Source organism: Eudoraea sp., assembly GCF_049665975.1.
Taxonomy (GTDB): domain Bacteria; phylum Bacteroidota; class Bacteroidia; order Flavobacteriales; family Flavobacteriaceae; genus Eudoraea.
In genome coordinates this window covers 1-26,889 of sequence record NZ_JBATGR010000429.1, presented here as the reverse complement: position 1 = coordinate 26,889, position 26,889 = coordinate 1, and the positions used below count along the sequence as shown (strand labels likewise).

The window sequence follows — 26,889 nt, the reverse complement described above, 5'->3', positions numbered from 1 at the left end:
TTTCTAAGGCTTTTAGTATTTCTTTCTTATCCAACTTCATGAGCTGTGGTATTTATATCTTTATGTAAAATGATTCTAAACAACAAAGATAAGTTATAGACGCGAAACTATAAAGTTGTAGTATTGAAAAGGAGAATATCAATATAGATTTGCCATATATAAGGTTTGAAGTATTCTAAATTTGAGTTGAAACAAAACTAATAGATCTCAGAAGGCAATTCTTTAGCTGGATCCCAGAAGTACTTTTCAAAATTTACAATTTGATTATCCTGTATTACGAGGCCCTCATTTTCTAACAATTGTTGCATTAAGTTGGTGCCGTCAAAGTGATGTTTGCCGGTTAATAACCCCTTCCTATTTACAACTCTATGTGCAGGAACACCTTCAATTGGCCCTGCTCCATTCATTGCCCAACCTACCATCCTTGCACTCCTGGCCGCTCCCAGGTATTTGGCAATTGCTCCATAAGAAGTTACCCTTCCAAATGGAATTTGCTTAGAAACCATATAAACTTTTTGAAAGAAGTTTTTATTTTCCGGATTCATAATATTAATAAAATATTCTAAAAATGGTAATTACCAGTAAGACCATCATTAATGCGCTAAGAATGTAATTCGAATTTTTAGAAAAGCGGTCTGTTTTGGCTTCTAATTTATAAAAGTATACGGTGTACAAATAAAGTACGGTAAAAGTTCCACTCCCTGCTGCCAGGATAAACGTTAGAATATCCCAAATTTCAAATTTAATCCAGCCCGATGCATTCCACATAGCGTTAAGCCCGCTATAGTAAGGAATGGTTAGTAAATTAAGAGTAGCGAGGAGCATTCCTTTAAAATAACTATTCCGTTTACTAACATTAACAATTTTTATTTTTTTCGCTTTTTCACGTTTAGCAGAAATAAAAAAATAAAGTGCAAAAAAAGTAAAAACACCTAATGCTATCTTAAGTAATAAATCTATGATTTCAGGATGTCTGAATAGAAATTTTGAAATCATTACCGCAATGTACGCCTGCATCATGATCATCGTAGCCACCCCCAGACTAAACATGATTCCGTTCAGTTTCCCCTTTTTAACGCTTGTTTGGGCAGCATTCATATTTAGTAACCCCGGAGGCACAGTTGCCATAAAAGCAGCTGAAAAAGTCACAAAAAAAAGTATGATTAGATGCGTCATTGGTTACTTGACAGTAAACTTTATGTATGTAATTGGTTTTCCTTTTTCAAGATACTGCTTTTCATAGAAAGTTTGTATATCCATCACTTCTTTTGGACTCCCCTCATTTTTATAAACATCATGATTTGCATATAAAATTTCACAATTTAAACCGTGTAATAAACCCAAAGTATACCCGTGCATAAATTCACTATCGGTCTTTAAATTGATTACACCTTCATCTTTAAGTATGAACTTGTATTTATCCAGAAAGGCCTTATTTGTAAGCCTGTGTTTTGTTCGTTTATACTTTAGTTGCGGGTCTGGAAATGTAATCCAGATTTCATCTACCTCATTTTCGGCAAAGATTAAATCTATTAGTTCTATCTGCGTTCGTAAAAAGGCAACATTCCCTAAATTATCCTCCAGGGCAGTTTTAGCCCCCCTCCATAACCTGGCACCCTTAATATCAATACCAATAAAATTTCTCGAACTATCCAGTTTGGCAAGGCCAACGGTATACTCTCCTTTGCCACAACCAAGTTCCAAAACTATCGGATTGTCATTATTAAAAAAACTCTTCCATTTTCCTTTTAAAGGAAATTTACCCTCCATTAGTTCATCCCTGCCAGGTTCAATAACATGGCTGAAAGTCTTGTTTTGTTGAAATCGTTTGAGCTTATTTTTACTTCCCAAAGCAAAGCGTGTTATATTGTTTCAGCAAAACTAAGGAATTCTTTTGGAGAGCAGTTTTAGTTAGCTTTAAGTTGAGTCTTTTCTAGGGTAAATGAAAATTCTGATCCTACATCCACCACACTTTCAACATATATTTTCTCACCATGAGCCTCAATTATATGTTTTACGATTGACAATCCCAAACCGGAGCCTCCTTCTTTCCTGCTACCACTTTTATCAACCCTGTAAAATCGCTCAAAAAGTCTGGGGATATGTTCTTCAGGAATTCCTTCACCATTATCGGTGATTCTTACAATCACTTTATTTCTGATAAGGTTTTCAACACTCACTTCAGTAGTACCATCAAGATGACCATATTTTATAGAATTCACTATCAAATTAGATAACACCTGCTGTATTTTATCCCTATCGGCCCTTACATAGATTGGAGTTTCATAATTCATATCAAAAGTAAGAGAGATGTTTTTTTTACCAGCCTTCATCTCTACCAATTCAAATACACTTTGTATAAGTTCAATTATATCAAAGTCACTTAATTCTAAGTTTAAGTCTCCTACTTCTAATTTTGTAATTAAATCAAGGTCCTTGATAATATAGATAAGCCGCTCTACGCCTTTTTGAGCTCGATGCAAATATTTTTTCCTAACAGCCTTATCCTCTAAAGCACCATCGAGAAGTGTAAGAATATAGCCTTGTACCGTGAACAATGGAGTCTTAAGTTCGTGTGAAATATTACCTAAAAAGTCTTTCCGGTATTCCTCACGGATTTTTAATGTATCTATTTCAATTTTTTTGTCCTTAGCAAATTTTTCTATATCCTCTGTCAGAGTTTTCATATCTGTAGTAACAGGATCGGCAGTAAAAGAAGATGATTCCAACAAAGAAACATCATCGTAAATCTTCTTAATCCTTCGGTAGATATATTTCTCGACACGGACCTGAATTATACTAAAAGATATTGCAAAAACCATTATGGTAAAAACCAGTAATTCAAACCAGGTGTCTTCTAATTGTTTTTTGTACAACAGAAAAAGACCTAAAGATAACGCAAGAATTATTGTGATTAAGAGTGAGGAACGAAAAGCAAACTTATATGATTTTTTTAACCTGGTAGACATTACAATACAAACTTATAGCCTACACCTTTAACCGTTTTAAAATGATTGTCACCAATTTTTTCGCGTAGTTTTCTAATATGTACATCAATTGTTCTGCCTCCTACAACTACTTCCTGACCCCAGACTTTATCCAATATAACTTCACGTTTAAATACCTTGTCTGGTTTTGAGGCTAATAAGGCTAAAAGCTCAAATTCTTTTCTTGGAAGAATAATCTCTTTGCCGTTGTTGATTATCTTGTATTCTTCGCGGTTAATTTCTATATTTCCGACCTTCAGTATATCTTCGTCCTCGTTCTTTTCTTCATTTAATCGCCTTAACAAAGCCTTTATCTTACTTACCAATAGTTTTGGTTTTATCGGTTTAGTAATATAATCATCTGCACCTGCGTCAAAACCTGCTACCTGAGAATAATCCTCTCCTCTGGCGGTTAAAAAGGTAATTAAGGTATTTTCCAATCCTTTAGTATTTCGAATTACATCACAAGCTTCGATCCCATCCATTTCAGGCATCATGACATCCAAAATAATCAAATGGGGAGTTTTTTTCTTTGCTTTTTCTACACCCTCAATTCCATTCTTAGCAGTAAAAACCTGGTATCCCTGGGAAGATAGATTATATTTGAGAATCTCCAAAATATCGGGTTCATCATCTACCAATAGAATTTTAATGTCCTGCTTTTTCATGGGTTTATTCTTTGATCATTCAGACCAAAAGTAAAGATAATACTAATATGGTTTAATTACTTAACATTGATTTAATGATGATAACATTAAAATAACACCAAAGATTAAAATATTGGGATATTTAAAGTGCTATTCCAAATTAACGGCAGCTATTGATGTATTTTGTCGAATATTAATTATTTAACAAATTCATGGAGCATAATGGAGAATTAAAATTTCTATATTTGTTACAATTAGCTGTTGAATAGTGTTTATGAAGCAATTCTACCTCGTTTTATTCTTTCTTTTTATTTCTTTTAGCTACGGCCAGGAAGCGCATAACTTCGGGGGCGAAATAGAGGATTTTAAGCTATATCCAAATCCTGTTACCAATGGGGTAGTTTATATCCAGACTGCATTGAATGCCCCGAAAAGAATACTCATCTTTGATGTTTTTGGCACCCAAAGACTTGAGACAACAATTCTAAGAAAGGAGTTGAATGTCTCTAATTTAGTTGCCGGTGTATACGTACTTCGAGTATATGAAAAAGATAAGGTGGCGACTAGAAAATTGATAGTTAAATAGATTTACTTTCAAAAAAAAGGTGCTTAGACCTCCCTATTAAATATTTTTTTTTCATCGATTAAATGCATAATTCATCGATGAATGTAAATACTATAATAGTTTACCTACAAAAATTTAGCTTTCACAACAATTTCTATTAGGAGAAAAGCTATTGTCATATATTTACTTAGTTGATCCCAAATCAATGTTGATGCAAAAAGCCTACGTATTCTTTTTACTGGTCTTTACTTTAGTGCTTTCCGGACAGGAAAAGCGCAAAGCTATAGATGAAAAGGAACAAGAAATTTCCAATTTTACACTTTATCCAAATCCCTCCGTTGATGGCATCGTTTACATTAAAACTTTAAATAATAAAACTAAGGATATAACCGTGTACGACGTCTTTGGTAAAATAGTACTTCAAGATCGGATTTCAACAAATATGCTTAATATAGGACGACTTTCGCCAGGTGTTTATGTCATTCAAGTGGTAGAGAATAACAAGACAATGACCAGAAAACTGGTTGTAAAATAGCATCTCAAATATATCCGTACTACGGCTCCCAGGAGGAGCCTTTTTTATTTTAACTATTTTTGTAGTCTTCAAGTCGATATGGATATCAATAGAATTTTTGAGATCAATACCTCATCTCAGTTCAACAAGCTTACATTGGAAATTTTTAGTTTTCAATATGACAACAATCCTGTTTACCAGAAGTTTTGCAGTTATTTGGGCAAAACTAAGTTTAACGTAAATGCAGTAGAAGATATTCCATATTTACCTATTGAATTTTTTAAATCCAAAAAGGTGCTGGCTAAGAACCAAAAACCACAGATCGTTTTTGAAAGTAGCGGGACAACGGGCCAGCTTCTTAGCAAACACTATGTGGCCAGACTGCCTATTTATGAAAAAAGTTATTTGAAAACCTTTGAACATTTCTATGGGAATATTGAAGACTATTGCGTGTTGGCACTATTACCTTCATATATGGAACGAGAAGGCTCTTCACTTATCTATATGGTAAAAGACCTAATTAAGAAAAGTGGGAATCCGAAGAGTGGGTTTTATCTTGATAATAAAGTCGAATTGTTAGAAACCCTTGAAATCTTAGACCAATCTGCTGGAAAAGCTATCCTTATTGGTGTTTCATATGCCTTGCTAGACATTTCCGAGCATCATTCGTTGAATCTAAAAAATACCATTATTATGGAAACAGGTGGGATGAAAGGTAGGAGAACAGAATTGGTGCGTGATGAGTTACATAGTATACTTAAAAATAGTTTTGGCCTTGATGCCGTTCACTCGGAATACGGCATGACCGAACTTCTTTCTCAGGCGTATTCCAAAGCTGACGGAATTTTCAAATGCCCTCCATGGATGTCAGTCGCTATTCGCCAAACAGAAGATCCCCTGACATCTGAATCTTTTGGGAAAGTAGGCGGTATAAATATTATTGATCTCGCCAATATATATTCGTGTTCTTTTATTGCAACGCAAGATCTGGGCAGGGTTTATATAGATGGAAGTTTTGAAGTATTAGGCAGGTTTGATCATTCAGATGTTCGCGGTTGTAATTTAATGGTGCTTTAGGACTGAGCCTAAAATTACTTACTGGAATTTTCTGGACTTTCCGTTCCCATCCATTTATCCCAAAATGTAAAGTATAATCCAAAGTTATAATTGAACTTTCTGTGATGCTGATCGTGATGAGTTGCGCCAATGACCCAATGCCCGAACCACTTTCCATATTTTCCAGAAGGGTAAACTTCAACTCCGGCATGATTAATTGTTGCCGAAATAGTCATGATCAATAGCATAAATAATAAAGCATAATAGTGCATGGGTATAAACATAACTATTAAGGGAAGGATAATAGCCTGTAACACTGTCTCCCATGGATGAAATGAGAAAGCGGTCAATACTGAAGTGTGAACACTTTTATGATGAATCTTATGAAAATACCTATAGACAGATGGCTTGTGCATCCAACGGTGTATCCAGTAGTAATAAGTGTCCTGAATAAATAGTGTTAATAATACACTAATTGGCAAATACCATAATGGATATGTGTTTATATCCACATAGATTGCTGTATCCCCATTTGACCATAAAAAATAAATCAATATTCCAAAAACTGCAAAAATCAACCCACTTATTGCCGACCAATACAATTCCTTGTATAATTGCTTATTCTTTAATGCTGAATGATCTAATATCCTTTTGTCAAACTTTTTTCGGAATAAAAAGAAAAATGCATAGTGATATGCTCCGGAAACAATTAAAAAGCGAATAAATATAATCAGAAACAGAATAAAGGTTAAAATCAGAACCGCACCAAAGTCAAAAAAATCAATTTCCTTCATTTATATGCCATTTTATGATTTTACAACCAGGATAAAATAATTTTTTTTGCCTCGCTGAAGTAAAACATATTTGTTGTTTATCAAATCTGTTTCCTTGATCAAATAATCTTCTTTTATCTTTTCCTTATTAACGGAAATAGCATTTTGTTTTAATTCTCTTCGTGCTTCACCATTAGACCCTAAAAACCCTGTTTTAGCAGCCAGTGCCCCAATCATATCCAATCCGTTGTCTATTTCAGATTTGGAAATCTCTGCTTTCGGAACCCCGTCAAAAACATCTAAAAAAGTACTCTCGTCCAAGCTTTTAAGATCGGAAGAAGTTGATTTTCCAAAAAGAATAGAACTAGCAATCACTGCATTTTCATATACTTCTTTAGAATGAACAAGAATTGAAATTTCTTGCGCCAGGCGTTTTTGTAGTATTCGTAAATGAGGTGCCTGAGACTGTTCTATTATCAAATCTTCAATTTCATTTTTAGACAAAAAAGTAAAGATTTTAATATATTTTTCTGCATCTTCATCGGATGTATTCAGCCAATACTGATAAAATTTATAAGGTGATGTTCTATGGGCATCTAACCAGATATTACCACCCTCGGTTTTTCCAAATTTAGTTCCATCGGCCTTGGTAATAAGAGGGCAGGTAAGTGCATATCCTTTACCTCCTCCAATTCTGCGTATTAGTTCTGTTCCTGTCGTAATATTTCCCCATTGGTCACTCCCGCCCATTTGAAGTGTACAATTAAAATTTTGAAACAGATATAAGAAATCATACCCTTGTACTAACTGATATGTAAACTCAGTAAAAGACATCCCTTCTTTTTCATCTGGTGACAGCCTTTTCTTTACAGATTCTTTGGCCATCATATAGTTTACTGTAATGTGTTTCCCAACATCACGAATAAAATCGAGGAAAGTGAACTCTTTCATCCAGTCATAATTGTTAACAAGTACTGCAGAATTTTCTGCCTGGTTATCAAAATCCAGGAAACGGGACAATTGCTCCTTTATCGCTTCCTGATTTAATCGCAAGGTAGTTTCATCCAATAAATTTCTCTCCGTTGATTTACCGGAAGGATCACCTATCATACCTGTTGCCCCGCCAATCAGGGCATAGGGCTTATGGCCTGCGAGCTGAAAATGTCTTAACATCATTACACTTACCAAATGCCCGATATGAAGTGAATTTGCGGTTGGGTCTATCCCCACATAGGCAGATTGAATCCCGGTAAGCAAATGCTCTTCGGTTCCTGGCATAACATCGTGTACCATTCCCCTCCATTTTAGTTCCGAAACAAAGTTTGAAATCATTTTGTAATCTATTAAAATAGTTGCTGCAAATATAATAGAAATAGCCAGGAGCTTGACTTATTGAATAAATTTATCCAATCGAAATGAGTAAATTAGGCCCATGGTTTTAGTTACAGGAGGAACTGGACTTGTTGGGTCCCATCTAATGTTGCATTTGCTCACTAAGGGCACGTCCGTGAAGGCTATTCATCGAAAAAATAGCAATATTCAGAAAGTAAAGGAGGTATTCTCTTACTATCATGAAAATTCCCAGGTGTTATTTGATAAGATTCAATGGATAGAAGCTGATATTAATGATATCCCTGCTCTTGAATTGGCATTTAGAGGAGTTACTCTGGTTTATCACTGTGCCGCATTTATTTCGTTTGATCCCAGGGATTTTAACTCACTACAAAAAATAAACAAGCAGGGTACAGAGAATATTGTAAATGTTTGTATTGATAAGAATATAAAAAAATTGTGCTATGTAAGTTCTATTGCAACAATAGGTAAATCTACAACAGGTGAATTGGTCAATGAAGAATATGAATGGAATGATACAAATGCTAATGTATATGCATCTTCAAAACACTATGCCGAAATGGAAGTTTGGAGAGGTGCTCAGGAAGGTCTCTCAGTCGTAATTGTTAATCCTGGATTAATCCTGGGTCCCGGGTATTGGGAAAGTGGTAGTGGGTTACTTTTTAAAACAGTTGCAAAAGGTATGAGGTATTACTTCCCGGGTGGTACAGGATTTATTTCAGTAGGCGATGTTATTAAGATAATGGTTCTACTTATGGATTCCCCTATTAAAAATGAACGCTTTATTGCGGTAGCAGAAAATTTATCCTTTAAGAGTATTTTAGAGATAATCTCGCTCGGGTTTAACAGACCACCCCCTAAGATTGGGCTAAAATTTTGGCAATTAGAAGTTTTCTGGAGAATAGACTGGGCTATAAATCTATTTATACCCAAAAAAAGGAAGTTAACTAAACAAAGGCTCATGTCTTTGCGCTATCCACAATTATATGATAATTTAAAAGTAAAGGAAGCCCTTAACATCGAATATGAACAAATAAAATCATGCGTTTCCTTTTCATGTCAAAAATATATAGAGGCTAACTCTTCTTATTTTTCCTGATTTAAACTATCCTTTTTATTCTCATTCTGTTTTTCAAAACGCTCTTTTTCTTTTTTTATCCTCTCTTCTATTTTTTCATAAATATCTTCATATTCTAAAGGCTTGGATGCGTAATATAAATCACTGGAGACAAACTGTATACTATCAATTTCATACTTCTTGTATATGTATTGCATGGGGACAAAATTCCTTTCTTCCATTACCTGGGGGGCGGTGGTCTTTCCTGCATTAATAATAGCCATATCGTAAAGGATATCAATCATTTTCTCTTTGGAAATAAGATTGTTGGGCATATCAATAACTTCCTCTCCGCATGAGAAAAGAATTATAAATGATATTAAGAGGAATATTTTACGCATAATTATCTATCAAAAGTAAGCCTTTTAGCATTCCTAAAACTGGAAAATTTTCCATTATCATAGGCTAAATGCCCATTTACAAAGGTGTGGGTGACTTTTGTTCTAAATTTATTACCATCAAATGGTGACCATGAACATTTATATAAAATATTGTTTTTATCAACCTTCCATGGTGAGTTCAAATCTACTATTGCCAAATCTGCAAAATAGCCTTCCTTTATATAGCCACGCTTCTCTATTTGAAATAATTTAGCAGGATTGTGGCACATTTTTTCAATAACTTTCTCTACGGTAATCTTTCCTTCTAAAGACTTTTCTAACATAACTGTTAAGGCGTGCTGAACTAGGGGGCCCCCAGAGGGGGCCTTCATATAATTATTTTTCTTTTCTTCCAGAGTATGCGGAGCATGATCTGTTGCAACAACATCAATTCTATCATCCAGTAACGCTTGCCATAACTGATTCCTGTCTTTTGAGGTTTTAATAGCCGGATTCCATTTAATTAACATTCCCTTTTCCGAATAATCTTTGTCTGAAAACCAAAGGTGATGAATACAAACCTCTGCTGTGATCTTTTTTTGTTCTAATGGAATGTCATTTCTAAAAAGATGGGTCTCTTTTCCTGTTGAAATATGGAATACGTGTAATCTAGCCCCCGTTTTCTCGGCAAGGGCAATTGCCCGGGATGAAGAAAGGTAACAAGCCTGTTCGCTTCGTATTAAAGGATGGAATTCTACCGGAATATCATCGCCATATATAGCTTTGTATTTCTGGGTGTTTTCTCTAATGGTTTTTTCGTCTTCACAATGTGCTGAAATTACCATTTCTGTATTTCTAAATATACGCTCCAAAACTTCCTCATTATCCACCAACATGTTACCTGTAGAAGATCCCAGAAATAATTTTACCCCCGAGCAGGCATATTTATCAAGTTTTTTTATTTCCTCAAGATTATCATTTGTGCCACCAAATAAAAAGGAATAATTAGCATATGATTTTTTGGAAGCCAATTCAAATTTTTGTTCCAATTTTTCTATCGTGGTCGTTTGCGGATTCGTATTAGGTTGTTCCATGTAAGAAGTTATTCCACCTGCAATGGCAGCCCTGCTTTCTGAAGCTATATCACCCTTATGAGTAAGTCCGGGCTCTCTAAAATGTACCTGATCATCTATTATTCCGGGTAAAACAAAATTTCCTGATACATCTAAAATTTTCGCCCCACTTGAAGAAAGATTACTGCCAATTTTTGCAATAATATCATCCTGAATTAGAATATCGGACTCAAATCTTGCCCCTTCATTCACGATAACCGCATTTTTAATAAGAGTTGCACCCATAGCTTAATCTTTAGTAAATAAACTTCTGAATTTCATTGTGATAACACCAAATATTGCCTCCCAAATAATTGAAGAACTCATCTTAGATTTGCCTTGCTCCCGATCTGTAAAAATTATGGAGACTTCTTCAATTTTGAATTTTTTAAGGTGTGCTCTAAATTTCATTTCTATCTGAAAAGCATATCCAATAAATTTTATTGAATCCAGGTTAATCGCCTCTAAAACACTTCTGTGATAGCAGACAAAACCAGCTGTAGGATCATGAACTTTCATTCCGGTAATAAATTTAACATAAAAAGAGGCTCCATAGGACAGCAAAACCCTATACAGTGGCCAATTAACTACATTTACACCTTTTTTATAACGCGATCCAATTGCCAAATCTGCACCATTCAAACAAGCTCTGTATAATCTTTGAAGGTCTGATGGTCTGTGCGAAAAATCGGCATCCATTTCAAAAATGTAATCGTACTTTCTTGCCAATGCCCATTTGAAACCATGAATGTAGGCAGTCCCTAAACCAGATTTGCCATTTCTTACTTCAAGAAACAAATGATTAGGATACTTATTTTGTAATTCAATGACCTTATTTGCCGTACCATCCGGGGAATTATCATCAACAACTAAGACATCAAATTCTTTTTTAAGTTGAAAAACAGCATCTATAATAGCTTCAATATTCTCAATTTCATTAAACGTTGGAATTATTACTAAGCTATCTGTCATTTGCCTTTTGGTGATTTTGACAAAAATACTACTTTAAAAGATCTAGCTGAAAATACGAAAGTATTTTTATCGTTTCATTAGAAGAATTAATTAGTGCTATAATTTGTAATTTTGGTGCGAATAGATAACCGTAATGAAACTCAAACTGCCAAGAATTTTTCTTTACTTATTAACTTCAATTTTTATTATTAACCTGTTACAGGGATATTTTACTGAGCTAATTTTTGACGAGGCTTACTATTGGTATTATGCTCAGCATATGGCGTGGGGCTATTTTGATCATCCACCAATGGTTGCTTTGATCGTAAAATTAAGCAGTTTGCTTTTCAATGGAGAACTGGGAGTTAGATTTATAGGAATTGTTCTTTCTGCCGGCACATATATAGTCCTATGGTTTTTGATAGATAATCATAAAAAGAATAGCTATATACTTCATTATTTTATATTGGTTTTCTCAATGACCCTCATTCATGCCTATGGATTCCTAACACTTCCCGATACCCCATTACTTTTCTTTACTGCCTTATTTTTATTGATATATAAGAAATTTTTAAAGTCCCCCTCCTTAGTTTTATCCATTGTTTTGGGACTTGTCATGGCTGCATTAATGTACAGTAAGTACAATGCTGTTCTGATAATACTGTTAGTGTTGATATCTAATCTGCGCCTTGTCTATAACAAATATGCCTGGCTTTCTGTGCTAGTTGCACTAATGTGTTATACCCCCCATTTTATATGGTTAATTAATAATGACCTTCTTTCTATAAGGTATCATTTGTTTGAAAGGCCAAACAGGGCCTACGAATTTGGTGATTTTTCTCTAGGATTTTTTGTTAACCTGATTGTGCTTTTCGGCTTAACTTTTCCATGGATATACAGAGCCTTATTGAAAACAAAAAAATCCAATAAATTTAACCAAGCCCTTTTGTATTTAATTTATGGTACAATTGCATTCTTTTTTATTTCCAGTTTTAACAGACGTATACAAACACAATGGTTAATTGTTATTTGTATTCCAATGATTGTAGTGGTATACAATCAAATACTACAGGATAGGATTACCAGAAAATGGATATTTATTCTTGGAACAGCTAATATTATAATTTTAATGTTCCTCAGAATAGGATTGATCTATCCCCCGCTTTTCCCTATTGTTTATGAATCACATGGAAATAAAGATTGGGTAAATGAAATAAGCTCAAAAGTTGGGACAATGCCTGTAGTATTCGAAAATTCTTATACCGATGCACCTATGTATACTTTCTACTCTGGCAACACCTCTTATTCACTAAACAATATACGGTACAGGCAAAACCAGTTTTCAATTGATGAGTCTGAAAAACTTGTTCAAGGTCAAACAATACTTTATGTCTCTAAATTCCTAAATAAAGGTGACATCTCTTATTACGATGCAAAAGGAGGTCAGCATTATGGTGTTTACAAAAAGAATTTTGAATCTTTTAGAAAGTTGAGAACTATTATTGATGCTCCAAGTGAAATATTGGAAAACAAAAATTTAACCTTTAAAATTTACAACCCATATGCGACCGATATAAAAATTTCTAAACTGGAATTTGGGGTGGTTTTTCTGAACAAATACAAAAACTTCAGAGAGGTCAAAAAAGTTCATGCTAGCCCATTGCAAGAAGAGATACGTGTACTCAAATCGAAAGATACAACGAGCTTTAAATTTTCGATGCCAGAACCAGACATAAATGATGCATATTATTTTAAGATAAGCATTTCTGAAAACGGACTTTATTGGGGTATAAATGGGGAAAACGTTAAATTGCCATAATGGAACCTGTTCAAAGAGTAATTAATAATATAGATTGGATAACAGCAATTATCTTTTCCAGTATACTATTTATGGCTATTGCTAAGAATTTATTTTACAACAGGTTTTTAAATTTTATTATACTCCCTTTTAATAACAAGTATATTTTTATGTACAATAAAAAGGATAAACTATTAAATTGGTTTAATATTTTTTTTACAATATTCCAACTTCTAAATTTTTCACTTTTCATCTATTTGACTTCAAATATTTTGTATAATTCAGAAAGTGAGCTATATCCCGTAGTTTTTTCGATTATTCTAGGATTGCTATTCCTGTTTTTATTCGGCAAAATATTGCTACAAATGGGAGGTGGGTTTGTCTTTAATAATAATAAGATAATTTCTGAATTCATTTTTAAAAAACTATCCTACCTTAACCATAGCAGTATCATCATGTTAGCAGCAAATATCATCCTTGCTTATGTACTTAAGGATTCGAAAATAGTTGTCTTTGTTAGCATTTTTCTAATAGTAGTGGTAAATGTAATTGGTTGGATAACTATCATAAAAAACTATCAAAAAGTAATCTCAAGCTACTTTTTCTATTTTATTTTGTACCTTTGCGCTCTCGAAATTGCACCCATTGTAATCATTGCGAATTATCTAAAAGACTAGGAGACATGAAGGTAAAAACGATTTTGGTTTCCCAACCAGAACCAACAATGGAAAATTCTCCATACCTAAGGCTAATTGAAAAGGAAAAAGTAAAGGTAGACTTTAGGCCTTTCATACATGTTGAAGGGGTAGACGCCAAAAGCGTAAGACAACAAAAGATTGATCTAAAAAATTATTCCGCTATTATCCTTACCAGCAGAAATTCTGTTGATCATTTCTTTAGAATAGCTGAAGAAATGCGTTTTAAAGTTCCGGATACCATGAAATACTTCTGCCAATCTGAGGCAGTAGCTTTTTATCTCCAGAAATATGTTGTTTACAGGAAACGAAAAATTTATGTTGGAAAAAGAAATTTTAGTGAATTACTTCACTTATTTAAAAAATACAAGGAGGAATCTTTTTTACTGCCTTCGTCCGATGTATTAAAACCAAGTATTCCGGAAACATTAAATGACCTTGGACTTAATTGGAATCGGGGTATTTTCTATAAAACGGTTATTAGCGATCTTTCCGATTTAAGAAATGTTTACTACGACGTTCTGGTGTTTTTTAGCCCTTCTGGCATAGAATCATTACTTAAAAATTTTCCTGACTTTGAGCAAAAAGATACAAGAATAGCGGTATTTGGAAATTCAACCGTTTTAGCGGCAACAAATGCTAGTTTGCGAATTGATATAAAAGCTCCCACTCCGGAAACTCCTTCAATGACAATGGCCTTACAAAAGTATATTACCAGTGTCAATAAAAAATAAAAACTTAACAAAAAGGTCTCGGTAAATGAGACCTTTTTAATTAGTAGTTATAGCGTTGGGGTCCCCCTCGCCTTATTTCTTCGCTGGCAAACGACTCGAACTTTTTAAAATTCTCACGAAAAGCATTGGAAAGTTTAAATGCAACATCATAATAGGCTTTATCATTATTCCAGGTTGCTCTCGGGCTTAATACGTCTGTAGGGACACCCGGACAAGTCCGTGGTTGTGCTACACCAAATACAGAATGAATATGGTAGGTATCATAGGTATACAATCCTAATTCACCACTAAGTGCTGCCCTAATCATAGCTCTTGTGTATTTTAATTTCATTCGTGTTCCAACCCCATATGGCCCACCGGTCCATCCCGTGTTAACTAACCAAACATTAACTTGAGATTCTTTCATTTTTCTGCTTAATGCTTCTGCGTATTCTGCCGGATGTAAAGGCATAAACGGCGCTCCGAAACATGCAGAGAATGAAGGTACAGGTTCAACTACTCCTGCCTCTGTACCAGCCACCTTAGCGGTATATCCGGACATAAAATGATAGGCAGCCTGGCTGGGAGTTAATTTTGATATAGGAGGTAATACGCCAAAGGCATCTGCTGTAAGGAAAAAAATGTTTTTAGGGTCTTCTCCAATTGAAGGTCTTTTAATATTAGAAATATGATCAATAGGATAACTTACCCGGGTGTTTTGAGTTATGGAGGTGTTATCATAATCGACTTTCCCTTCTGAATCTATAATAACGTTTTCCAAAATTGCGCCTTTTTTAATTGCGGCATAGATCTCGGGTTCTTTTTCAGCACTTAGATTAATCACCTTGGCATAACATCCACCTTCGAAATTAAAAACTGTATTTTCTTTAGTCCATCCATGTTCGTCATCTCCAATCAATTTTCTAAATGGATCTGTAGACAAAGTTGTCTTACCAGTACCGGAAAGTCCAAAAAACAGGGCTGTATCCCCTTTTTTTCCAACATTGGCGGAACAATGCATGGGCAAAGTATTCTTATACATAGGCAAGATGAAGTTTAAAGCAGAGAAAATTCCTTTCTTAATCTCTCCAGTATAACCCGTACCTCCTATTAAAGCAATCTTTCGAGTAAAATTCAGAATAGCAAAATTGTGTTGTCTGGTTCCATCAATATCACTATCTGCCATAAACCCTGGTGCATTTATCACGGTCCATTCCGGCTCAAAATTCGCCAATTCCTTTTCCTGAAGTCTAAGAAACATATTATGTGCAAATAAATTGGACCAGGGGTATTCATTAATAACCCTTAAATTTAACTGATAGTTACTATCTGCACAGGCATAACAGTCCCTTACAAATATTTCCTTGTCCTTTAAATACGTGATCACCTTCTTATAAAGCGAATTAAACTTCTCTGGGGTGAAAGGAATATTTATATTGCCCCACCAGACTTTATCTTTGGTAATATCATCTTTAACAATAAAGCGATCCATTGGAGAACGACCAGTAAACTCTCCTGTGTTAACAGCCAAAGCTCCATTTGACGCCTCCCTGCCCATCCCCCGTTCAATGGTCATCTGATGAAGTTGTTCAGGATCTAATTGATAAAATATCTTATTGGTTTCCAGGCCGTACTCTTTTAACGAAAATGAATTCATTGAAATGCTCTTTATTGCTGTTTATATTGTATTCTAGAACCTAAAAAAATATCAAGTCGTGGATCATTCATTAAAGCCATTCTCCTTGATTATAACAATTTTCTATAAGCCCGATAGCCAAATAATAACCATCCCAAAATCAAAAGAAGACCCCCAATTGGCGTAATAAAGCCTATCGTTCTAAAGTCAAAAAAAGTCAGGCCGTTAGTAGCCAACAAATAAATGGAAAATGAGAAAAAAACTATTCCCGAAACAATGAAATAATAAACCAGTTTCTTTTCTTCTTCTGGAATGCTTGTCACGCTACCAAGAATAAGTAATAACAGGGCGTGATACATTTGATAAGTAACTCCGGTCTCAAAAGTGTCTATCTCACCTGAAGTCAGAAGATTCTTCAGTCCGTGGGCCCCAAAAGCACCTAAAACTACTGCCAAAACTCCAAAGAAAACCCCTGTACGGAAAATTGTTTTGTTCATAACTTAAATGACCATATTTTTGACAAATGTAACAATTTGATACCTTAGTCACCGCAACACTGCGAACAGAAAATAAATTTAATGTTACGAAAAATATTGGTCATTGGGGCGGGAAAATCTACCTCCTATTTGTTGGATTACTTTCTTGAAAAAGCAGATTCAGAAAAACTACATTTAACTATTGGTGATCTCAATACCAAGATGATTCCTGATGAGATAAAAAACCATCCTTCGTGTAAAGTTATAAAGTTGGATATTTTAAATGATGATGAAAGAGAGATGGCCATTAAAAACTCAGATATTGTTATTTCTATGCTCCCGGCACGATTTCACCTGAAAGTGGCCGAAGATTGTATTCGACTTAAAAAGCATTTGGTTACTGCATCCTACGTTAGCAAAGAAATTAAAGCATTAGATGCCGCAGCCAAAAAAAACGGATTAGTTTTTATGAATGAAATTGGTTTAGACCCTGGCATAGACCATATGAGCGCCATGCAATTTATTAATGAAATAAGGGAAAAAGGCGGTAAAATGTTGCTATTTGAATCTTTTACAGGTGGCCTGGTTGCTCCTGAAAGTGATAATAACCTATGGAATTATAAATTTACCTGGAATCCAAGAAATGTTGTAATTGCCGGACAAGGGGGAACTGCAAAATTTATACAGGAGGGCACCTATAAATATATACCCTATCATAAACTTTTCAGAAGGACAGAATTCATGAATATAGAAGGGTATGGAGCATTCGAAGCCTATGCAAACAGAGATTCGTTGAACTACAGAGAAGCATATGGTTTGGAGGATGCACTGACTCTTTACAGAGGCACCATGAGGCGTGTTGGGTTTTCCAAAGCCTGGAATATGTTTGTTCAATTAGGTATGACAGATGATAGTTATACTATAGAAAATTCTGAAGGTATGTCCTACAGGGAATTCACTAATCTTTTTCTTCCCTATTCACCAACTGATTCTGTTGAACTTAAACTCAGACACTACCTAAAAATTGATCAGGACGATATCATGTGGGGTAAACTGCTGGAATTAAATTTGTTTGATTCAAAAAAAATCATTCCAATTAAAAATGCTTCCCCGGCTCAAATGCTTCAAAAAGTATTGGAAGACAGTTGGACCATGGCGCATGACGATAAAGATATGATCGTTATGTACCATAAATTCGGATATAAATTGAATGGAGAAAAACAGCAGCTTGATGCTAATATGGTAGTTATTGGCGAAAATCATACGCATACTGCAATGGCCAAAACTGTAGGCCTACCAGTGGCTATAGCTACCTTACTTATACTCAATAAAAAAATAGCTACTCCAGGGGTTCAGATTCCTATATCAAAGGAAGTATATGGGCCAATCCTAAAGGAGTTAGCCACCTTTGGAGTAGTGTTTAAGGAGTATCATGTACCATATTTGGGGTATAATCCTGATTCTGTGGCAGGTTAATATTTGAAACTTATTTTGGTATCTTTAGGCTTTATATGAAAGCTAGTTCATGAAATCAGGTAATGAAAATGTAAAAATTGATGGGATTGATAAAAAAATCCTAAGGTTCCTTATGCAGGATGCAAGAAAGCCAATATTAGAAATTGCCAGAAATATTGGAATATCAGGAGCTGCAATTCATCAAAGACTTCGAAAACTGGAAAAATCCGGACTTATTGCTGGATCTAAATTCATCGTGAATCCAAAAGTTTTGGGTTATACGACAATGGCGTATATTGGTATTTTTCTGGATAAAGCCATGAGTAATCCGATAGCCGTGAAGCAGTTGGAAAAAATACCAGAAGTCCTGGAATGCCATTACACTACTGGTAATTGGTCTATCCTTATTAAAGTTTTGTGTAAAGACAATGAACATCTTATGCATTTGTTGAACAAAAAAATTCAGCAGATTGAGGGTGTTTCCAGGACAGAAACCTTTATCTCTCTGGATCAACAAATAGACCGTCAAATTACTATTTAGCCGTCCAAAAATATTATAGTACACAAACTAATCTCTTCCACCGAATACCTGAAAGCCCCAGTAAACCAAAGATGCCAGAGAGCCAATTGCAGCAACGACATAAGTTCTTGCCGCCCATTTTAAGGAATCCTCAGAACCCTTGTATTCTTCCTGTGAAACAATATTCTTCCGTTTTAACCAGGCCAATGCCCTGTTACTTGCATCATATTCTACAGGGAGCGTAATAAAACTAAAAAATGTAGCAAAACCCATCATAATTAGCCCTGCTACAGCTATATAAAAACCGAATTGACCTCCCGCGCCTTCTGTGGAAGCTGCCAATATAAGCCCTCCAAAAACTACCCACATAGATATCCCAGACGTTACGCTCACTACAGGAACCAATTTAGAGCGAATTGAAAGCCATTCGTAGGCCTGTGCATGCTGAACTGCATGGCCACACTCATGCGCCGCAACAGCAGCTGCAGCCGCATTACGCTGATTATATACCCCTTCGCTAAGATTAACTGTTTTTGTTTTCGGGTTATAATGATCTGTAAGCATTCCAGCAGTGGAGACAACTTTAACATCTCTTATACCATGATCACTCAACATTTTTTCCGCAATTTCAGCACCGCTCATACCATTACGCAAATGTACTTTGGAATAATAATTAAACTTGCTCTTTAGCTTTCTGCTTACCAACCAACTTACCAGGGCAATGGCACCGAGTAGTATATAATAAATTGTCATAATTTCGTTTTTTGCTATTTTAAAAGTACTTAATTAATAACAAAAACCCGGCCAAGACAAAGCCGGGGTTTTTATACTGACAAAATGTACATTTATACTGCTATTTCAGTCCAATCAAAAGCTTCTAAAATCTCTTTGTAAACCACTTCTCCGTGCACGATGTTAAGCCCTTTATGTAAAGAGGAGTCTACTTCACAAGCCATTTCCCAGCCTAAATTTGCAAGCTTCAGAACATATGGCAATGTTACATTTGTAAGAGCCATAGTAGAGGTATAAGGCACTGCCCCAGGCATATTGGCTACAGAATAATGTACTACATCATCAATTATATAAATGGGGTCTTCATGTGTGGTAGGCCTCGTAGTCTCAACACACCCACCCTGATCTACTGCCACATCAACAATTACAGTTCCTTTTCGCATATCGCTTAGCATATCCCTGGTAATTAGTTTAGGTGCTTTGGAGCCTTTTAATAGTACACCACCAATAATAAGATCATGAGTTTTTATATGTTTTCTTATATTGAATTCATTAGAAAACTCCGTTACCACATGGCTGGGCATTACATCATTGATATAGCGAAGTCTCTTCATATTAACATCTAAGATGGTAACATGAGCACCAAGGCCGGCTGCCATTTTTGCAGCCTGAGTACCGACAATGCCAGCCCCCAAAACCAGAACTCTCCCGGGTGGAACCCCCGGAACACCACCCAACAAAACTCCCCTGCCCTTTACTGGTTTCTCCAGATATTTTGCCCCTTGTTGTATGGCCATCCTACCTGCTACTTCAGACATTGGGGTCAATAAAGGAAGAGTTCTGTCTTTATCCTCAACAGTTTCATAGGCTATACAAACTGCCTTTTGCGCTATCATTGCTTTTGTCAAAGTTTCACTGGAAGCGAAATGAAAGTAGGTAAAAATAACCTGCCCTTTTTGTATAAAATTATATTCCTTTTCTATAGGTTCCTTTACTTTAACAATCATTTCTGCCATTGCATAAACCTGCCCTATAGTATCTAGTATAAGTGCCCCCGCTTTTTTATAATCCTCATCAAAAAACCCGCTGCCTTCACCGGCACCGGACTGAATGTAAACCGTGTGATTGTACTTAACAAGTTCAAATACTCCGGCAGGTGTCATTCCTACCCTACTCTCATTGTTCTTGATTTCTTTTGGTACACCTATAATCATTGTATTATATTTTTAAGTTCATGTCAAAAATGTAACAATAAATACTAATAATGAAATAAAATCGACAAAATGTAGGGTAACAACTCTGTAAATGTGCTTTTATTTAAACTGTACCCCTATAATAATAGGGGTCTTTTCTATAAAATAATTCTTTCTTATATTGTTAATTATTTTTTAGGGGGGGGTAGGCGATAGCATTGTTTAGCAAAGATTTTGCTTCTTAGATAAGCATCAGCCTACGATATTCACTATTTTACCGGGAACTACAATAACTTTTTTAGGGATTCGCCCCTGGAGTTGTGCCTTCGTTTTTTCATGAGACATAACTGCGGATTCTATTTCTTCTTTGACCATATCCAAGGGAAGTTCGATAGTAAAACGCATTTTCCCATTAAAAGAAATTGGATACTCTTTACTATTTTCAATGAGGTGGTCTGCATTAAATTTTGGAAATGGCTCTATTGAAACAGATTCTGTATGCCCTAACTTCTCCCACAGTTCTTCAGAAATATGAGGTGCGTAGGGTGAGATTAAAATTGCAAGAGGCTCCAGTATTTCCCTGCTGGTACATTTTTGGGTGGAAAGTTCATTTACACAAATCATAAAGGTTGCTACGGAAGTATTGAATGAGAAATTTACAATATCCTCTTCCACTTTTTTGATTGTTTTATGAAGTGATTTTAGAGCTTCTTTTGAAGGTGACTTCTCCGAAATCTGAAATCCGCCTTCAGGCCCTGAATGATAAAGCCGCCATAGTTTTTTTAGGAAAGCATATACTCCTGAGATACCAGCTGTATTCCATGGTTTCGCCTGTTCCAGCGGCCCAAGAAACATTTCATACATGCGTAAGGCATCTGCGCCATATTCCTCACATATTTCATCCGGGTTTACCACATTGTATTTAGATTTGGACATTTTTTCAACCTCCCGTCCTACAATGTATTTACCATCTTCCAAAATAAAGTCAGCATCTTTAAACTCGGGCCTCCATTTTTTAAAGGCTTCAATATCCAATTCATCAGAAGAATTAACTAAAGAGACGTCCGCATGTAATGGACTTACTTTTAATTCATTTATTAATCCTTTGGATATCAATTTAGTTGTTCCTTCTTCTCTGTACACAAAGGCGCTTGTACCCAAAATCATTCCCTGGTTAATTAATTTTTTAGCGTATTCTTCATGTGGAACCAGTTCCTTGTCGAACATAAATTTCTGCCAAAAACGGGAGTACAATAAATGGCCCGTAGCGTGTTCAACACCTCCAATATACAGATCAACCTGCTGCCAGTAGTTAATAGCATCCTTAGAGAAGATTTCTTTATCATTTTCCGGATCCATATATCGATTAAAATATTGTGAGCTCCCTGCCCAGCCAGGCATTGTATTCAGTTCTAAGGGGAAAACTTTTAAATGGTCAATTAAACTATTGTTTACCACCATAGATTTCTGCGTATCCCAAGCCCATTCCGGTGCATTCCCCAATGGTGGTTCTCCAGTATCTGTGGGCAAATACTTCTCTACTTCCGGCAGCATCAACGGAAGCCAGTCTTCATCGATCATTTTAGGCATTCCATCAACATAATATACCGGAAAAGGTTCGCCCCAATAGCGTTGGCGGCTAAAAACTGCGTCTCTAAGTCGATAGTTAACTTTCCCTCTTCCCAGACCAATATTTTCTAATTCCGAGATTACCTTTTTAGTAGCTTGTTTATAATTTAATCCATTTAAAAACTCAGAATTGGCAATTATGGTCAATTCCTTATCTGCAAATGCTTCTTCGGATATATCTATACCCTCAAAAATATTAGGAATACGGATATTAAAATGCTTTGCGAAATCATAATCGCGTTGGTCGCCACTTGGCACAGACATAACCGCTCCGGTTCCGTAGCCGGCTAAAACATAATCCCCAATCCATATTGGTATTGATTCTTTCGTAAAAGGATGTTCTGCAAATGCGCCTGTAAAAACACCAGTAATAGTTTTTACATCTGCCAACCTATCTCGCTCTGATCGTTTGGAAGTGATTTGAACGTAGGTCTCAACTTCCTCTTTCTGTTCTTCAGTAGTTATTTTTGATACTAATTCATGCTCTGGAGCCAGAGTCATAAAACTCACCCCGAAAATTGTATCCGGACGGGTCGTGAATACCTCAATGGGGTAGGAGATATTGTTATTACCCGAAGGTATAGTACTAAAAGTAACTGAAGCTCCAACCGACCTGCCAATCCAATTAGCCTGGGCGTCTTTCAGAGACTGAGGCCAATCTACTTTTTGTAAATCATCGAGCAGGCGTTGTGCATAAGCCGTAATGCGCATGCTCCATTGGGTCATTTTTGTTCGTAACACAGGATGTCCACCTCGTTCAGAAACTCCATTAATAATCTCATCATTTGCAAGAACAGTTCCAAGGGCAGGACACCAATTAACCTCCGTATCCGCCAGATAGGTCAATCTGTACTTTAATAATAATTCTTCCTGTTTTTTTGAATCCAGCTCATTCCATTCTGAGGAGGTAAATAAGGGGGTGTCTTCATCACAGGCTGCGTTGATATTGATATTACCTTCTTTCCTGAAAATTTCTATTAGTTTTTCTATTTTTTCAGCTTTATCGTTGCTTTTATTGTACCAGGAATTAAAAAGCTGAATAAATATCCATTGTGTCCATTTGTAATAATTTGGGTCAGAAGTACGAACTTCCCTCTGCCAGTCAAATGAGAACCCTAGTTTATCCAGTTGCTCTCTGTATCTTGCTATATTGGTTTCTGTGGTAATAGATGGGTGCTGTCCTGTTTGTATGGCGTATTGTTCTGCCGGTAGTCCAAAGGAATCATAGCCCATCGGATGTAAAACATTAAATCCCTTATGTCTTTTATAACGGGCATAAATATCACTGGCAATATAACCTAAAGGGTGTCCAACATGAAGACCGGCCCCAGATGGGTAGGGAAACATATCCAGAACGTAATACTTCTCCTTCTGCGAGCCATTAATCGCTTTAAATGTATTCTTATGTGCCCAATATCTTTGCCATTTAGCTTCAATCTCCCTAAAATTATAGCTCATAATTTTTGTTTATAATCGATACCGCGTAAAAATAAGTTTATTCAATTTACTTTCCTATTTTTACGTATTCATATCCCACTATGAGCAAATCTTTTGAACGCTATCAAAAACGCAAATTGATCTCTTCCTACTTTTCGGTGGTTTTGAGTATTGGGCTTGTGCTTTTTTTATTGGGTGTTTTAGGACTTTTAGTTTTAAACACCAAAAAATTGGCAGATCATTTTAAAGAACAAATCAAAATTTCCGTTTTCTTAAAGGACAATGCCAAGGAGGTTGAAGTTGATCAATTGCAGAAAAGTCTGGTAATGTCAGATTATACCAAATCTGCTGTCTATGTTTCCAAAGAAGAGGCAGCTGAGATACACAGTGCAGAAATTGGTGAAAACTTCCTGGACTTTTTGGGCTATAATCCTCTTAAAAATTCAATTGATGTTGCATTAAAAGCAGATTTTGTGTCTACAGCACAAGTAGAGGAAATTGCTTCAGAATTAGCTAAAAAGGATTATGTAGAAGAAGTAAGCTATGATAAACCCCTTATTGCGCTGCTCACGGACAACGTAAAAAAGATTTCCTTCTGGATATTAATAGCTAGTGCTGTTTTTACACTTATAGCTGTTTTATTAATCAATAGTTCTATCCGCTTGTCCATATATTCTAAACGTTTTATAATAAAAACAATGCAAATGGTTGGCGCTACAAAAAGGTTTATTAGAAGGCCTTTTATTTGGACAAATATTAAATTAGGAATGCTGGGTTCATTAATAGCACTTATGGCATTGGGAATTGTGCTCTATTATGTTGACAAGAACTTCCCGGAATTAAACCTTTTACAAGATTTTATTATATTGAGTATCCTTTTTATTGGTGTTTTTGTTTTAGGTGTACTTATTTCATTAATAAGTACTTATTTTGCCACCCAACGTTTTCTTAATCTCAGAACAGATGATTTATATTATTAAATTTGCAGCATGAGTCAAAAGCAAAAAAATAAGCAAAGTCAGGCTCCAAAGCCTGAATTTATCTTCCAGAGAAGAAACTATCTCTTTATGTTTATAGGACTTGCCTGTATGGCTCTTGGATTTATTTTAATGAGCGGAGGAGGAAGTGATGACCCTAATGTGTTTAATCCGGATATATATAGCTTCAGAAGAATTCGATTGGCACCAACATTGGTCCTTATAGGTTTAGGGATTGAGATTTATGCCATTTTATTAAATCCGCATAAGAAGAAAAACGATTAATTGGAAATCATAGACGCAATTATCCTTGGCATAGTCCAGGGATTAACAGAATTTTTACCTGTTTCATCCAGTGGTCACCTGGAATTGGGAAAGGCAATATTAGGCGATAACTCTATTCCGCAAGAAAGTTTGTTGTTTACTGTGGTGCTGCATTTTGCCACTGCGCTAAGTACAATTGTGGTCTTTAGGCAAGACGTATGGGAAATTATCAAAGGATTACTTCAATTTAAGTGGAATGAGGAAACCCGTTTTTCTTTAAAGATTATTATATCTATGATCCCAGCGGCAATTGTTGGGCTGGTTTTTGAAGAGCAGCTAGAAGGTTTTTTTGGTGGCAATGTAGCATTTGTTGGCTATATGCTTATTATTACAGGCTTACTCTTATACCTTGCGGATAGGGCTAGAGAAACTCAGAAAAAAGTAACATATCTCAATGCCTTTATCATAGGAGTTTCTCAGGCAATTGCCATATTACCCGGTATTTCCAGGAGTGGGGCCACAATATCCACTTCCGTATTGTTGGGTGTAGATAAGACCAAAGCAGCCCGATTTTCATTTTTAATGGTTGTACCCCTCATAATTGGTAAAATGTCTAAAGATATTATTGGTGGTGAGATTCAATTTCAAACTGAGCAAACTATTGCTATGGGTGCAGGTTTTATAGCCGCCTTCTTAGCAGGTTTAGTGGCATGTACCTGGATGATTCAACTGGTAAAAAAAAGTAAGTTAGTTTACTTTGCTATTTACTGTTTTATTGTTGGATGTATTGCCATAGGTTTTGGTCTGTGGGCTTAAGCCCTTAATTATGTATATTTTCATTTAATTTTTTGTCTTGAAAACCAAAGAAGATTTTTTGAATGGTCAACTTATTCTAATTGACAAACCTTTAGAATGGTCATCTTTTCAAGCAGTAAATGCAGTAAAGTGGGCGATTAGAAAAAGATACCAATTAAAAAAAATTAAAGTTGGCCATGCAGGCACTTTAGACCCTCTTGCTAGTGGGCTTTTATTAATTTGTGTGGGGAAATTCACTAAACGGATTAATGAATTTCAAGGTATGCCAAAAGAGTATGAGGGCACTATAACACTAGGCAGTTCTACCCCTTCTTACGACCTGGAGACAGAAGTGAATAATATATATCCGACAAATCATATCACTCATGAACTGATCCATAAGACTAAAGCTATGTTTCTTGGGCAGATCGCTCAAAAGCCTCCTATTTTTTCAGCTTTGAAAAAAGACGGGAAGCGCATGTATGAATATGCCAGGGAAGGGAAGGAATTGGAGATAAAAGCGCGATTTGTTCAAATTTTAGAATTTGAGATTTTGGATATAAATCTGCCAGAATTACGATTCAGGATACAATGTAGTAAAGGCACATATATAAGATCTATAGCCCATGATTTTGGAAAAGCATTGAATTCAGGAGGCCACTTATCATCCCTTAGAAGAACCAAAATAGGGGATTATAACGTAAATAATGCAGTGACACCGGCAAATTTTAAAGAAATGATGAATATTTAACAGCTTTAAAATAAACATTTGAATGAAATATATTATTAAAAAGTTGGTTATAGAAATATGGACCTGAATCGAAGTCAGCTTTCTCTTTTAATTACCTTTTTCTCTCTTTCTTTAGTGATATTATTACTCTTTAATATTCACTTGGGATCTGAGGAACAGGAAGAGTATATAATTGAAATGAGTTTGGCCGACGAAGAGCTTGAAAAAATAATCGAAGAGATGGAAAGGCAGGAAGAGATGGCCAAGTTAGATCCCATAAAAAGTCATATGGCTTTTAACGAAACAGCCAAATCTAGTTTGGAAGAGCCAGAACCCCTTAAAACACTTGAAGAATTATTGGAAGAAAAAGAATCTTCTATGAATGAAGATGAATTCAAGGAATTTCTGAATTCAGATTCAGGATATGCCGCCAGCCTTAAGGAT

At 35.6% G+C, this 26,889-nt stretch carries 28 protein-coding genes and 1 pseudogene; 14 read left to right on the top strand and 15 right to left on the bottom strand.

The window, feature by feature from the left end; genetic code table 11:
- Positions 1-197: 197 nt before the first annotated feature.
- Genes WBN20_RS14165 through WBN20_RS14145 form a run of 5 tightly spaced genes read right to left on the bottom strand, consistent with a single transcriptional unit; the run spans position 198 to position 3,655 of the window.
- Positions 198-545 (bottom strand): MGMT family protein, encoded by a 348-nt coding sequence (locus WBN20_RS14165; protein ID WP_424282154.1) that lies wholly within the window; start codon positions 543-545, stop codon positions 198-200.
- A 4-nt stretch (positions 546-549) separates the two neighbouring features.
- A complete protein-coding gene (locus tag WBN20_RS14160; protein ID WP_424273032.1) occupies positions 550-1,176 on the bottom strand; it encodes a LysE family transporter in 627 nt (208 codons plus the stop codon).
- Between the two features lie 3 nt (positions 1,177-1,179).
- Entirely contained in the window at positions 1,180-1,851 is a 672-nt protein-coding gene (trmB, locus tag WBN20_RS14155; RefSeq protein WP_424282153.1) for a tRNA (guanosine(46)-N7)-methyltransferase TrmB, read from the bottom strand.
- Positions 1,852-1,907: 56 nt separating this feature from the next.
- The gene (locus tag WBN20_RS14150; protein WP_424282152.1) at positions 1,908-2,969 is read right to left on the bottom strand and encodes a sensor histidine kinase; all 1,062 of its coding nucleotides are present in this window, start codon (positions 2,967-2,969) and stop codon (positions 1,908-1,910) included.
- Positions 2,969-3,655 (bottom strand): response regulator transcription factor, encoded by a 687-nt coding sequence (locus WBN20_RS14145; RefSeq protein WP_424275171.1) that lies wholly within the window; start codon positions 3,653-3,655, stop codon positions 2,969-2,971. The genes WBN20_RS14150 and WBN20_RS14145 overlap by 1 nt, the downstream gene beginning before the upstream one ends.
- A 253-nt stretch (positions 3,656-3,908) precedes the next feature.
- Between WBN20_RS14145 and WBN20_RS14140 the strand changes: the two genes are divergently transcribed.
- The 3 genes from WBN20_RS14140 (at position 3,909) to WBN20_RS14130 (ending at position 5,790) form a co-directional block, all read left to right on the top strand.
- A complete protein-coding gene (locus WBN20_RS14140) occupies positions 3,909-4,220 on the top strand; it encodes a T9SS type A sorting domain-containing protein (protein WP_424273288.1) in 312 nt (103 codons plus the stop codon).
- Positions 4,221-4,410: 190 nt separating this feature from the next.
- Positions 4,411-4,734: a T9SS type A sorting domain-containing protein gene (locus WBN20_RS14135; RefSeq protein ID WP_424273289.1), complete on the top strand. Its 324-nt coding sequence runs from the start codon at positions 4,411-4,413 to the stop codon at positions 4,732-4,734.
- 78 nt (positions 4,735-4,812) lie between these two features.
- Positions 4,813-5,790: an acyl transferase gene (locus WBN20_RS14130; RefSeq protein WP_424282151.1), complete on the top strand. Its 978-nt coding sequence runs from the start codon at positions 4,813-4,815 to the stop codon at positions 5,788-5,790.
- A gap of 14 nt (positions 5,791-5,804) precedes the next feature.
- Here WBN20_RS14130 and WBN20_RS14125 read toward each other — a convergent pair whose 3' ends face one another.
- The gene (locus tag WBN20_RS14125) at positions 5,805-6,563 is read right to left on the bottom strand and encodes a sterol desaturase family protein (protein WP_424282150.1); all 759 of its coding nucleotides are present in this window, start codon (positions 6,561-6,563) and stop codon (positions 5,805-5,807) included.
- Between the two features lie 12 nt (positions 6,564-6,575).
- Positions 6,576-7,874: a tyrosine--tRNA ligase gene (gene tyrS / locus WBN20_RS14120; RefSeq protein WP_424273292.1), complete on the bottom strand. Its 1,299-nt coding sequence runs from the start codon at positions 7,872-7,874 to the stop codon at positions 6,576-6,578.
- A 100-nt stretch (positions 7,875-7,974) separates the two neighbouring features.
- On the opposite strand from tyrS, the gene WBN20_RS14115 reads away from it, so the two are divergent.
- The gene (locus WBN20_RS14115; RefSeq protein ID WP_424273293.1) at positions 7,975-8,994 is read left to right on the top strand and encodes an NAD-dependent epimerase/dehydratase family protein; all 1,020 of its coding nucleotides are present in this window, start codon (positions 7,975-7,977) and stop codon (positions 8,992-8,994) included.
- Here WBN20_RS14115 and WBN20_RS14110 read toward each other — a convergent pair.
- The 3 genes from WBN20_RS14110 to WBN20_RS14100 are packed head-to-tail and all read right to left on the bottom strand — an operon-like array spanning position 8,982 to position 11,416.
- Positions 8,982-9,353: a DUF4296 domain-containing protein gene (locus WBN20_RS14110; protein ID WP_424273294.1), complete on the bottom strand. Its 372-nt coding sequence runs from the start codon at positions 9,351-9,353 to the stop codon at positions 8,982-8,984. The genes WBN20_RS14115 and WBN20_RS14110 overlap by 13 nt on opposite strands.
- A gap of 2 nt (positions 9,354-9,355) precedes the next feature.
- Entirely contained in the window at positions 9,356-10,690 is a 1,335-nt protein-coding gene (locus WBN20_RS14105) for a dihydroorotase (RefSeq protein ID WP_424282149.1), read from the bottom strand.
- Positions 10,691-10,693: 3 nt separating this feature from the next.
- Positions 10,694-11,416: a polyprenol monophosphomannose synthase gene (locus WBN20_RS14100; protein WP_424273296.1), complete on the bottom strand. Its 723-nt coding sequence runs from the start codon at positions 11,414-11,416 to the stop codon at positions 10,694-10,696.
- Positions 11,417-11,549: 133 nt separating this feature from the next.
- Here WBN20_RS14100 and WBN20_RS14095 point away from each other — a divergent pair, with 133 nt between their 5' ends.
- The 3 genes from WBN20_RS14095 to WBN20_RS14085 are packed head-to-tail and all read left to right on the top strand — an operon-like array spanning position 11,550 to position 14,622.
- Positions 11,550-13,214, top strand: a complete 1,665-nt coding sequence (locus tag WBN20_RS14095) for an ArnT family glycosyltransferase (protein WP_424282148.1) — start codon at positions 11,550-11,552, stop codon at positions 13,212-13,214.
- On the top strand, positions 13,214-13,870 hold the full coding sequence (locus WBN20_RS14090) for a DUF4271 domain-containing protein (protein WP_424273298.1): 657 nt from the start codon (positions 13,214-13,216) through the stop codon (positions 13,868-13,870). Before WBN20_RS14095 ends, WBN20_RS14090 begins: the two co-directional genes overlap by 1 nt.
- A gap of 5 nt (positions 13,871-13,875) precedes the next feature.
- Positions 13,876-14,622 carry a uroporphyrinogen-III synthase gene (locus WBN20_RS14085; RefSeq protein ID WP_424282147.1) on the top strand — a complete coding sequence of 249 codons (747 nt, stop codon included), beginning with the start codon at positions 13,876-13,878 and terminating at the stop codon, positions 14,620-14,622.
- Between the two features lie 40 nt (positions 14,623-14,662).
- On the opposite strand, the gene pckA is transcribed toward WBN20_RS14085, so the two are convergent.
- Both pckA and WBN20_RS14075 read right to left on the bottom strand, forming a co-directional pair.
- On the bottom strand, positions 14,663-16,258 hold the full coding sequence (gene pckA, locus WBN20_RS14080; protein ID WP_424282146.1) for a phosphoenolpyruvate carboxykinase (ATP): 1,596 nt from the start codon (positions 16,256-16,258) through the stop codon (positions 14,663-14,665).
- 89 nt (positions 16,259-16,347) lie between these two features.
- Positions 16,348-16,734, bottom strand: a complete 387-nt coding sequence (locus WBN20_RS14075; RefSeq protein WP_424273301.1) for a DUF423 domain-containing protein — start codon at positions 16,732-16,734, stop codon at positions 16,348-16,350.
- 81 nt (positions 16,735-16,815) lie between these two features.
- Here WBN20_RS14075 and WBN20_RS14070 point away from each other — a divergent pair, with 81 nt between their 5' ends.
- On the top strand, positions 16,816-18,189 hold the full coding sequence (locus WBN20_RS14070; RefSeq protein ID WP_424274802.1) for a saccharopine dehydrogenase family protein: 1,374 nt from the start codon (positions 16,816-16,818) through the stop codon (positions 18,187-18,189).
- 49 nt (positions 18,190-18,238) lie between these two features.
- Entirely contained in the window at positions 18,239-18,709 is a 471-nt protein-coding gene (locus tag WBN20_RS14065) for an Lrp/AsnC ligand binding domain-containing protein (RefSeq protein ID WP_424274801.1), read from the top strand.
- A 27-nt stretch (positions 18,710-18,736) separates the two neighbouring features.
- Here WBN20_RS14065 and WBN20_RS14060 read toward each other — a convergent pair whose 3' ends face one another.
- From WBN20_RS14060 to leuS, 3 genes are all read right to left on the bottom strand, one after another.
- Positions 18,737-19,441 carry a zinc metallopeptidase gene (locus WBN20_RS14060; protein WP_424282145.1) on the bottom strand — a complete coding sequence of 235 codons (705 nt, stop codon included), beginning with the start codon at positions 19,439-19,441 and terminating at the stop codon, positions 18,737-18,739.
- A 92-nt stretch (positions 19,442-19,533) separates the two neighbouring features.
- Entirely contained in the window at positions 19,534-20,634 is a 1,101-nt protein-coding gene (gene ald / locus WBN20_RS14055) for an alanine dehydrogenase (protein ID WP_424272037.1), read from the bottom strand.
- Positions 20,635-20,865: 231 nt separating this feature from the next.
- The gene (gene leuS, locus WBN20_RS14050; RefSeq protein ID WP_424282144.1) at positions 20,866-23,700 is read right to left on the bottom strand and encodes a leucine--tRNA ligase; all 2,835 of its coding nucleotides are present in this window, start codon (positions 23,698-23,700) and stop codon (positions 20,866-20,868) included.
- A gap of 80 nt (positions 23,701-23,780) precedes the next feature.
- Here leuS and WBN20_RS14045 point away from each other — a divergent pair, with 80 nt between their 5' ends.
- The 5 genes and pseudogenes from WBN20_RS14045 to WBN20_RS14025 all read left to right on the top strand — a co-directional run.
- Complete coding sequence (locus tag WBN20_RS14045) at positions 23,781-24,659, top strand: cell division protein FtsX (protein WP_424274569.1); 879 nt, start codon at positions 23,781-23,783, stop codon at positions 24,657-24,659.
- A gap of 9 nt (positions 24,660-24,668) precedes the next feature.
- Positions 24,669-24,941 carry a DUF3098 domain-containing protein gene (locus WBN20_RS14040; RefSeq protein WP_424273732.1) on the top strand — a complete coding sequence of 91 codons (273 nt, stop codon included), beginning with the start codon at positions 24,669-24,671 and terminating at the stop codon, positions 24,939-24,941.
- Positions 24,942-25,736 carry an undecaprenyl-diphosphate phosphatase gene (locus WBN20_RS14035; RefSeq protein WP_424282143.1) on the top strand — a complete coding sequence of 265 codons (795 nt, stop codon included), beginning with the start codon at positions 24,942-24,944 and terminating at the stop codon, positions 25,734-25,736. It begins immediately after the preceding gene.
- 37 nt (positions 25,737-25,773) lie between these two features.
- On the top strand, positions 25,774-26,466 hold the full coding sequence (gene truB, locus WBN20_RS14030) for a tRNA pseudouridine(55) synthase TruB (protein ID WP_424282142.1): 693 nt from the start codon (positions 25,774-25,776) through the stop codon (positions 26,464-26,466).
- Positions 26,467-26,523: 57 nt separating this feature from the next.
- Positions 26,524-26,889, top strand: a pseudogene (locus WBN20_RS14025) (hypothetical protein); the annotation flags it as partial.

What these genes read in the sequence shown, in the direction of transcription:
- WBN20_RS14165 (WP_424282154.1), bottom strand. Translation starts at nt 545, where the DNA reads ATGAATCCGGAAAATAAAAACTTCTTTCAAAAAGTTTATATGGTTTCT.
- WBN20_RS14160 (WP_424273032.1), bottom strand. Translation starts at nt 1,176, where the DNA reads ATGACGCATCTAATCATACTTTTTTTTGTGACTTTTTCAGCTGCTTTT.
- WBN20_RS14150 (WP_424282152.1), bottom strand. Translation starts at nt 2,969, where the DNA reads ATGTCTACCAGGTTAAAAAAATCATATAAGTTTGCTTTTCGTTCCTCA.
- WBN20_RS14145 (WP_424275171.1), bottom strand. Translation starts at nt 3,655, where the DNA reads ATGAAAAAGCAGGACATTAAAATTCTATTGGTAGATGATGAACCCGAT.
- WBN20_RS14140 (WP_424273288.1), top strand. Translation starts at nt 3,909, where the DNA reads ATGAAGCAATTCTACCTCGTTTTATTCTTTCTTTTTATTTCTTTTAGC.
- WBN20_RS14135 (WP_424273289.1), top strand. Translation starts at nt 4,411, where the DNA reads ATGCAAAAAGCCTACGTATTCTTTTTACTGGTCTTTACTTTAGTGCTT.
- WBN20_RS14130 (WP_424282151.1), top strand. Translation starts at nt 4,813, where the DNA reads ATGGATATCAATAGAATTTTTGAGATCAATACCTCATCTCAGTTCAAC.
- WBN20_RS14125 (WP_424282150.1), bottom strand. Translation starts at nt 6,563, where the DNA reads ATGAAGGAAATTGATTTTTTTGACTTTGGTGCGGTTCTGATTTTAACC.
- tyrS (WP_424273292.1), bottom strand. Translation starts at nt 7,874, where the DNA reads ATGATTTCAAACTTTGTTTCGGAACTAAAATGGAGGGGAATGGTACAC.
- WBN20_RS14115 (WP_424273293.1), top strand. Translation starts at nt 7,975, where the DNA reads ATGGTTTTAGTTACAGGAGGAACTGGACTTGTTGGGTCCCATCTAATG.
- WBN20_RS14110 (WP_424273294.1), bottom strand. Translation starts at nt 9,353, where the DNA reads ATGCGTAAAATATTCCTCTTAATATCATTTATAATTCTTTTCTCATGC.
- WBN20_RS14105 (WP_424282149.1), bottom strand. Translation starts at nt 10,690, where the DNA reads ATGGGTGCAACTCTTATTAAAAATGCGGTTATCGTGAATGAAGGGGCA.
- WBN20_RS14100 (WP_424273296.1), bottom strand. Translation starts at nt 11,416, where the DNA reads ATGACAGATAGCTTAGTAATAATTCCAACGTTTAATGAAATTGAGAAT.
- WBN20_RS14095 (WP_424282148.1), top strand. Translation starts at nt 11,550, where the DNA reads ATGAAACTCAAACTGCCAAGAATTTTTCTTTACTTATTAACTTCAATT.
- WBN20_RS14090 (WP_424273298.1), top strand. Translation starts at nt 13,214, where the DNA reads ATGGAACCTGTTCAAAGAGTAATTAATAATATAGATTGGATAACAGCA.
- WBN20_RS14085 (WP_424282147.1), top strand. Translation starts at nt 13,876, where the DNA reads ATGAAGGTAAAAACGATTTTGGTTTCCCAACCAGAACCAACAATGGAA.
- pckA (WP_424282146.1), bottom strand. Translation starts at nt 16,258, where the DNA reads ATGAATTCATTTTCGTTAAAAGAGTACGGCCTGGAAACCAATAAGATA.
- WBN20_RS14075 (WP_424273301.1), bottom strand. Translation starts at nt 16,734, where the DNA reads ATGAACAAAACAATTTTCCGTACAGGGGTTTTCTTTGGAGTTTTGGCA.
- WBN20_RS14070 (WP_424274802.1), top strand. Translation starts at nt 16,816, where the DNA reads ATGTTACGAAAAATATTGGTCATTGGGGCGGGAAAATCTACCTCCTAT.
- WBN20_RS14065 (WP_424274801.1), top strand. Translation starts at nt 18,239, where the DNA reads ATGAAATCAGGTAATGAAAATGTAAAAATTGATGGGATTGATAAAAAA.
- WBN20_RS14060 (WP_424282145.1), bottom strand. Translation starts at nt 19,441, where the DNA reads ATGACAATTTATTATATACTACTCGGTGCCATTGCCCTGGTAAGTTGG.
- ald (WP_424272037.1), bottom strand. Translation starts at nt 20,634, where the DNA reads ATGATTATAGGTGTACCAAAAGAAATCAAGAACAATGAGAGTAGGGTA.
- leuS (WP_424282144.1), bottom strand. Translation starts at nt 23,700, where the DNA reads ATGAGCTATAATTTTAGGGAGATTGAAGCTAAATGGCAAAGATATTGG.
- WBN20_RS14045 (WP_424274569.1), top strand. Translation starts at nt 23,781, where the DNA reads ATGAGCAAATCTTTTGAACGCTATCAAAAACGCAAATTGATCTCTTCC.
- WBN20_RS14040 (WP_424273732.1), top strand. Translation starts at nt 24,669, where the DNA reads ATGAGTCAAAAGCAAAAAAATAAGCAAAGTCAGGCTCCAAAGCCTGAA.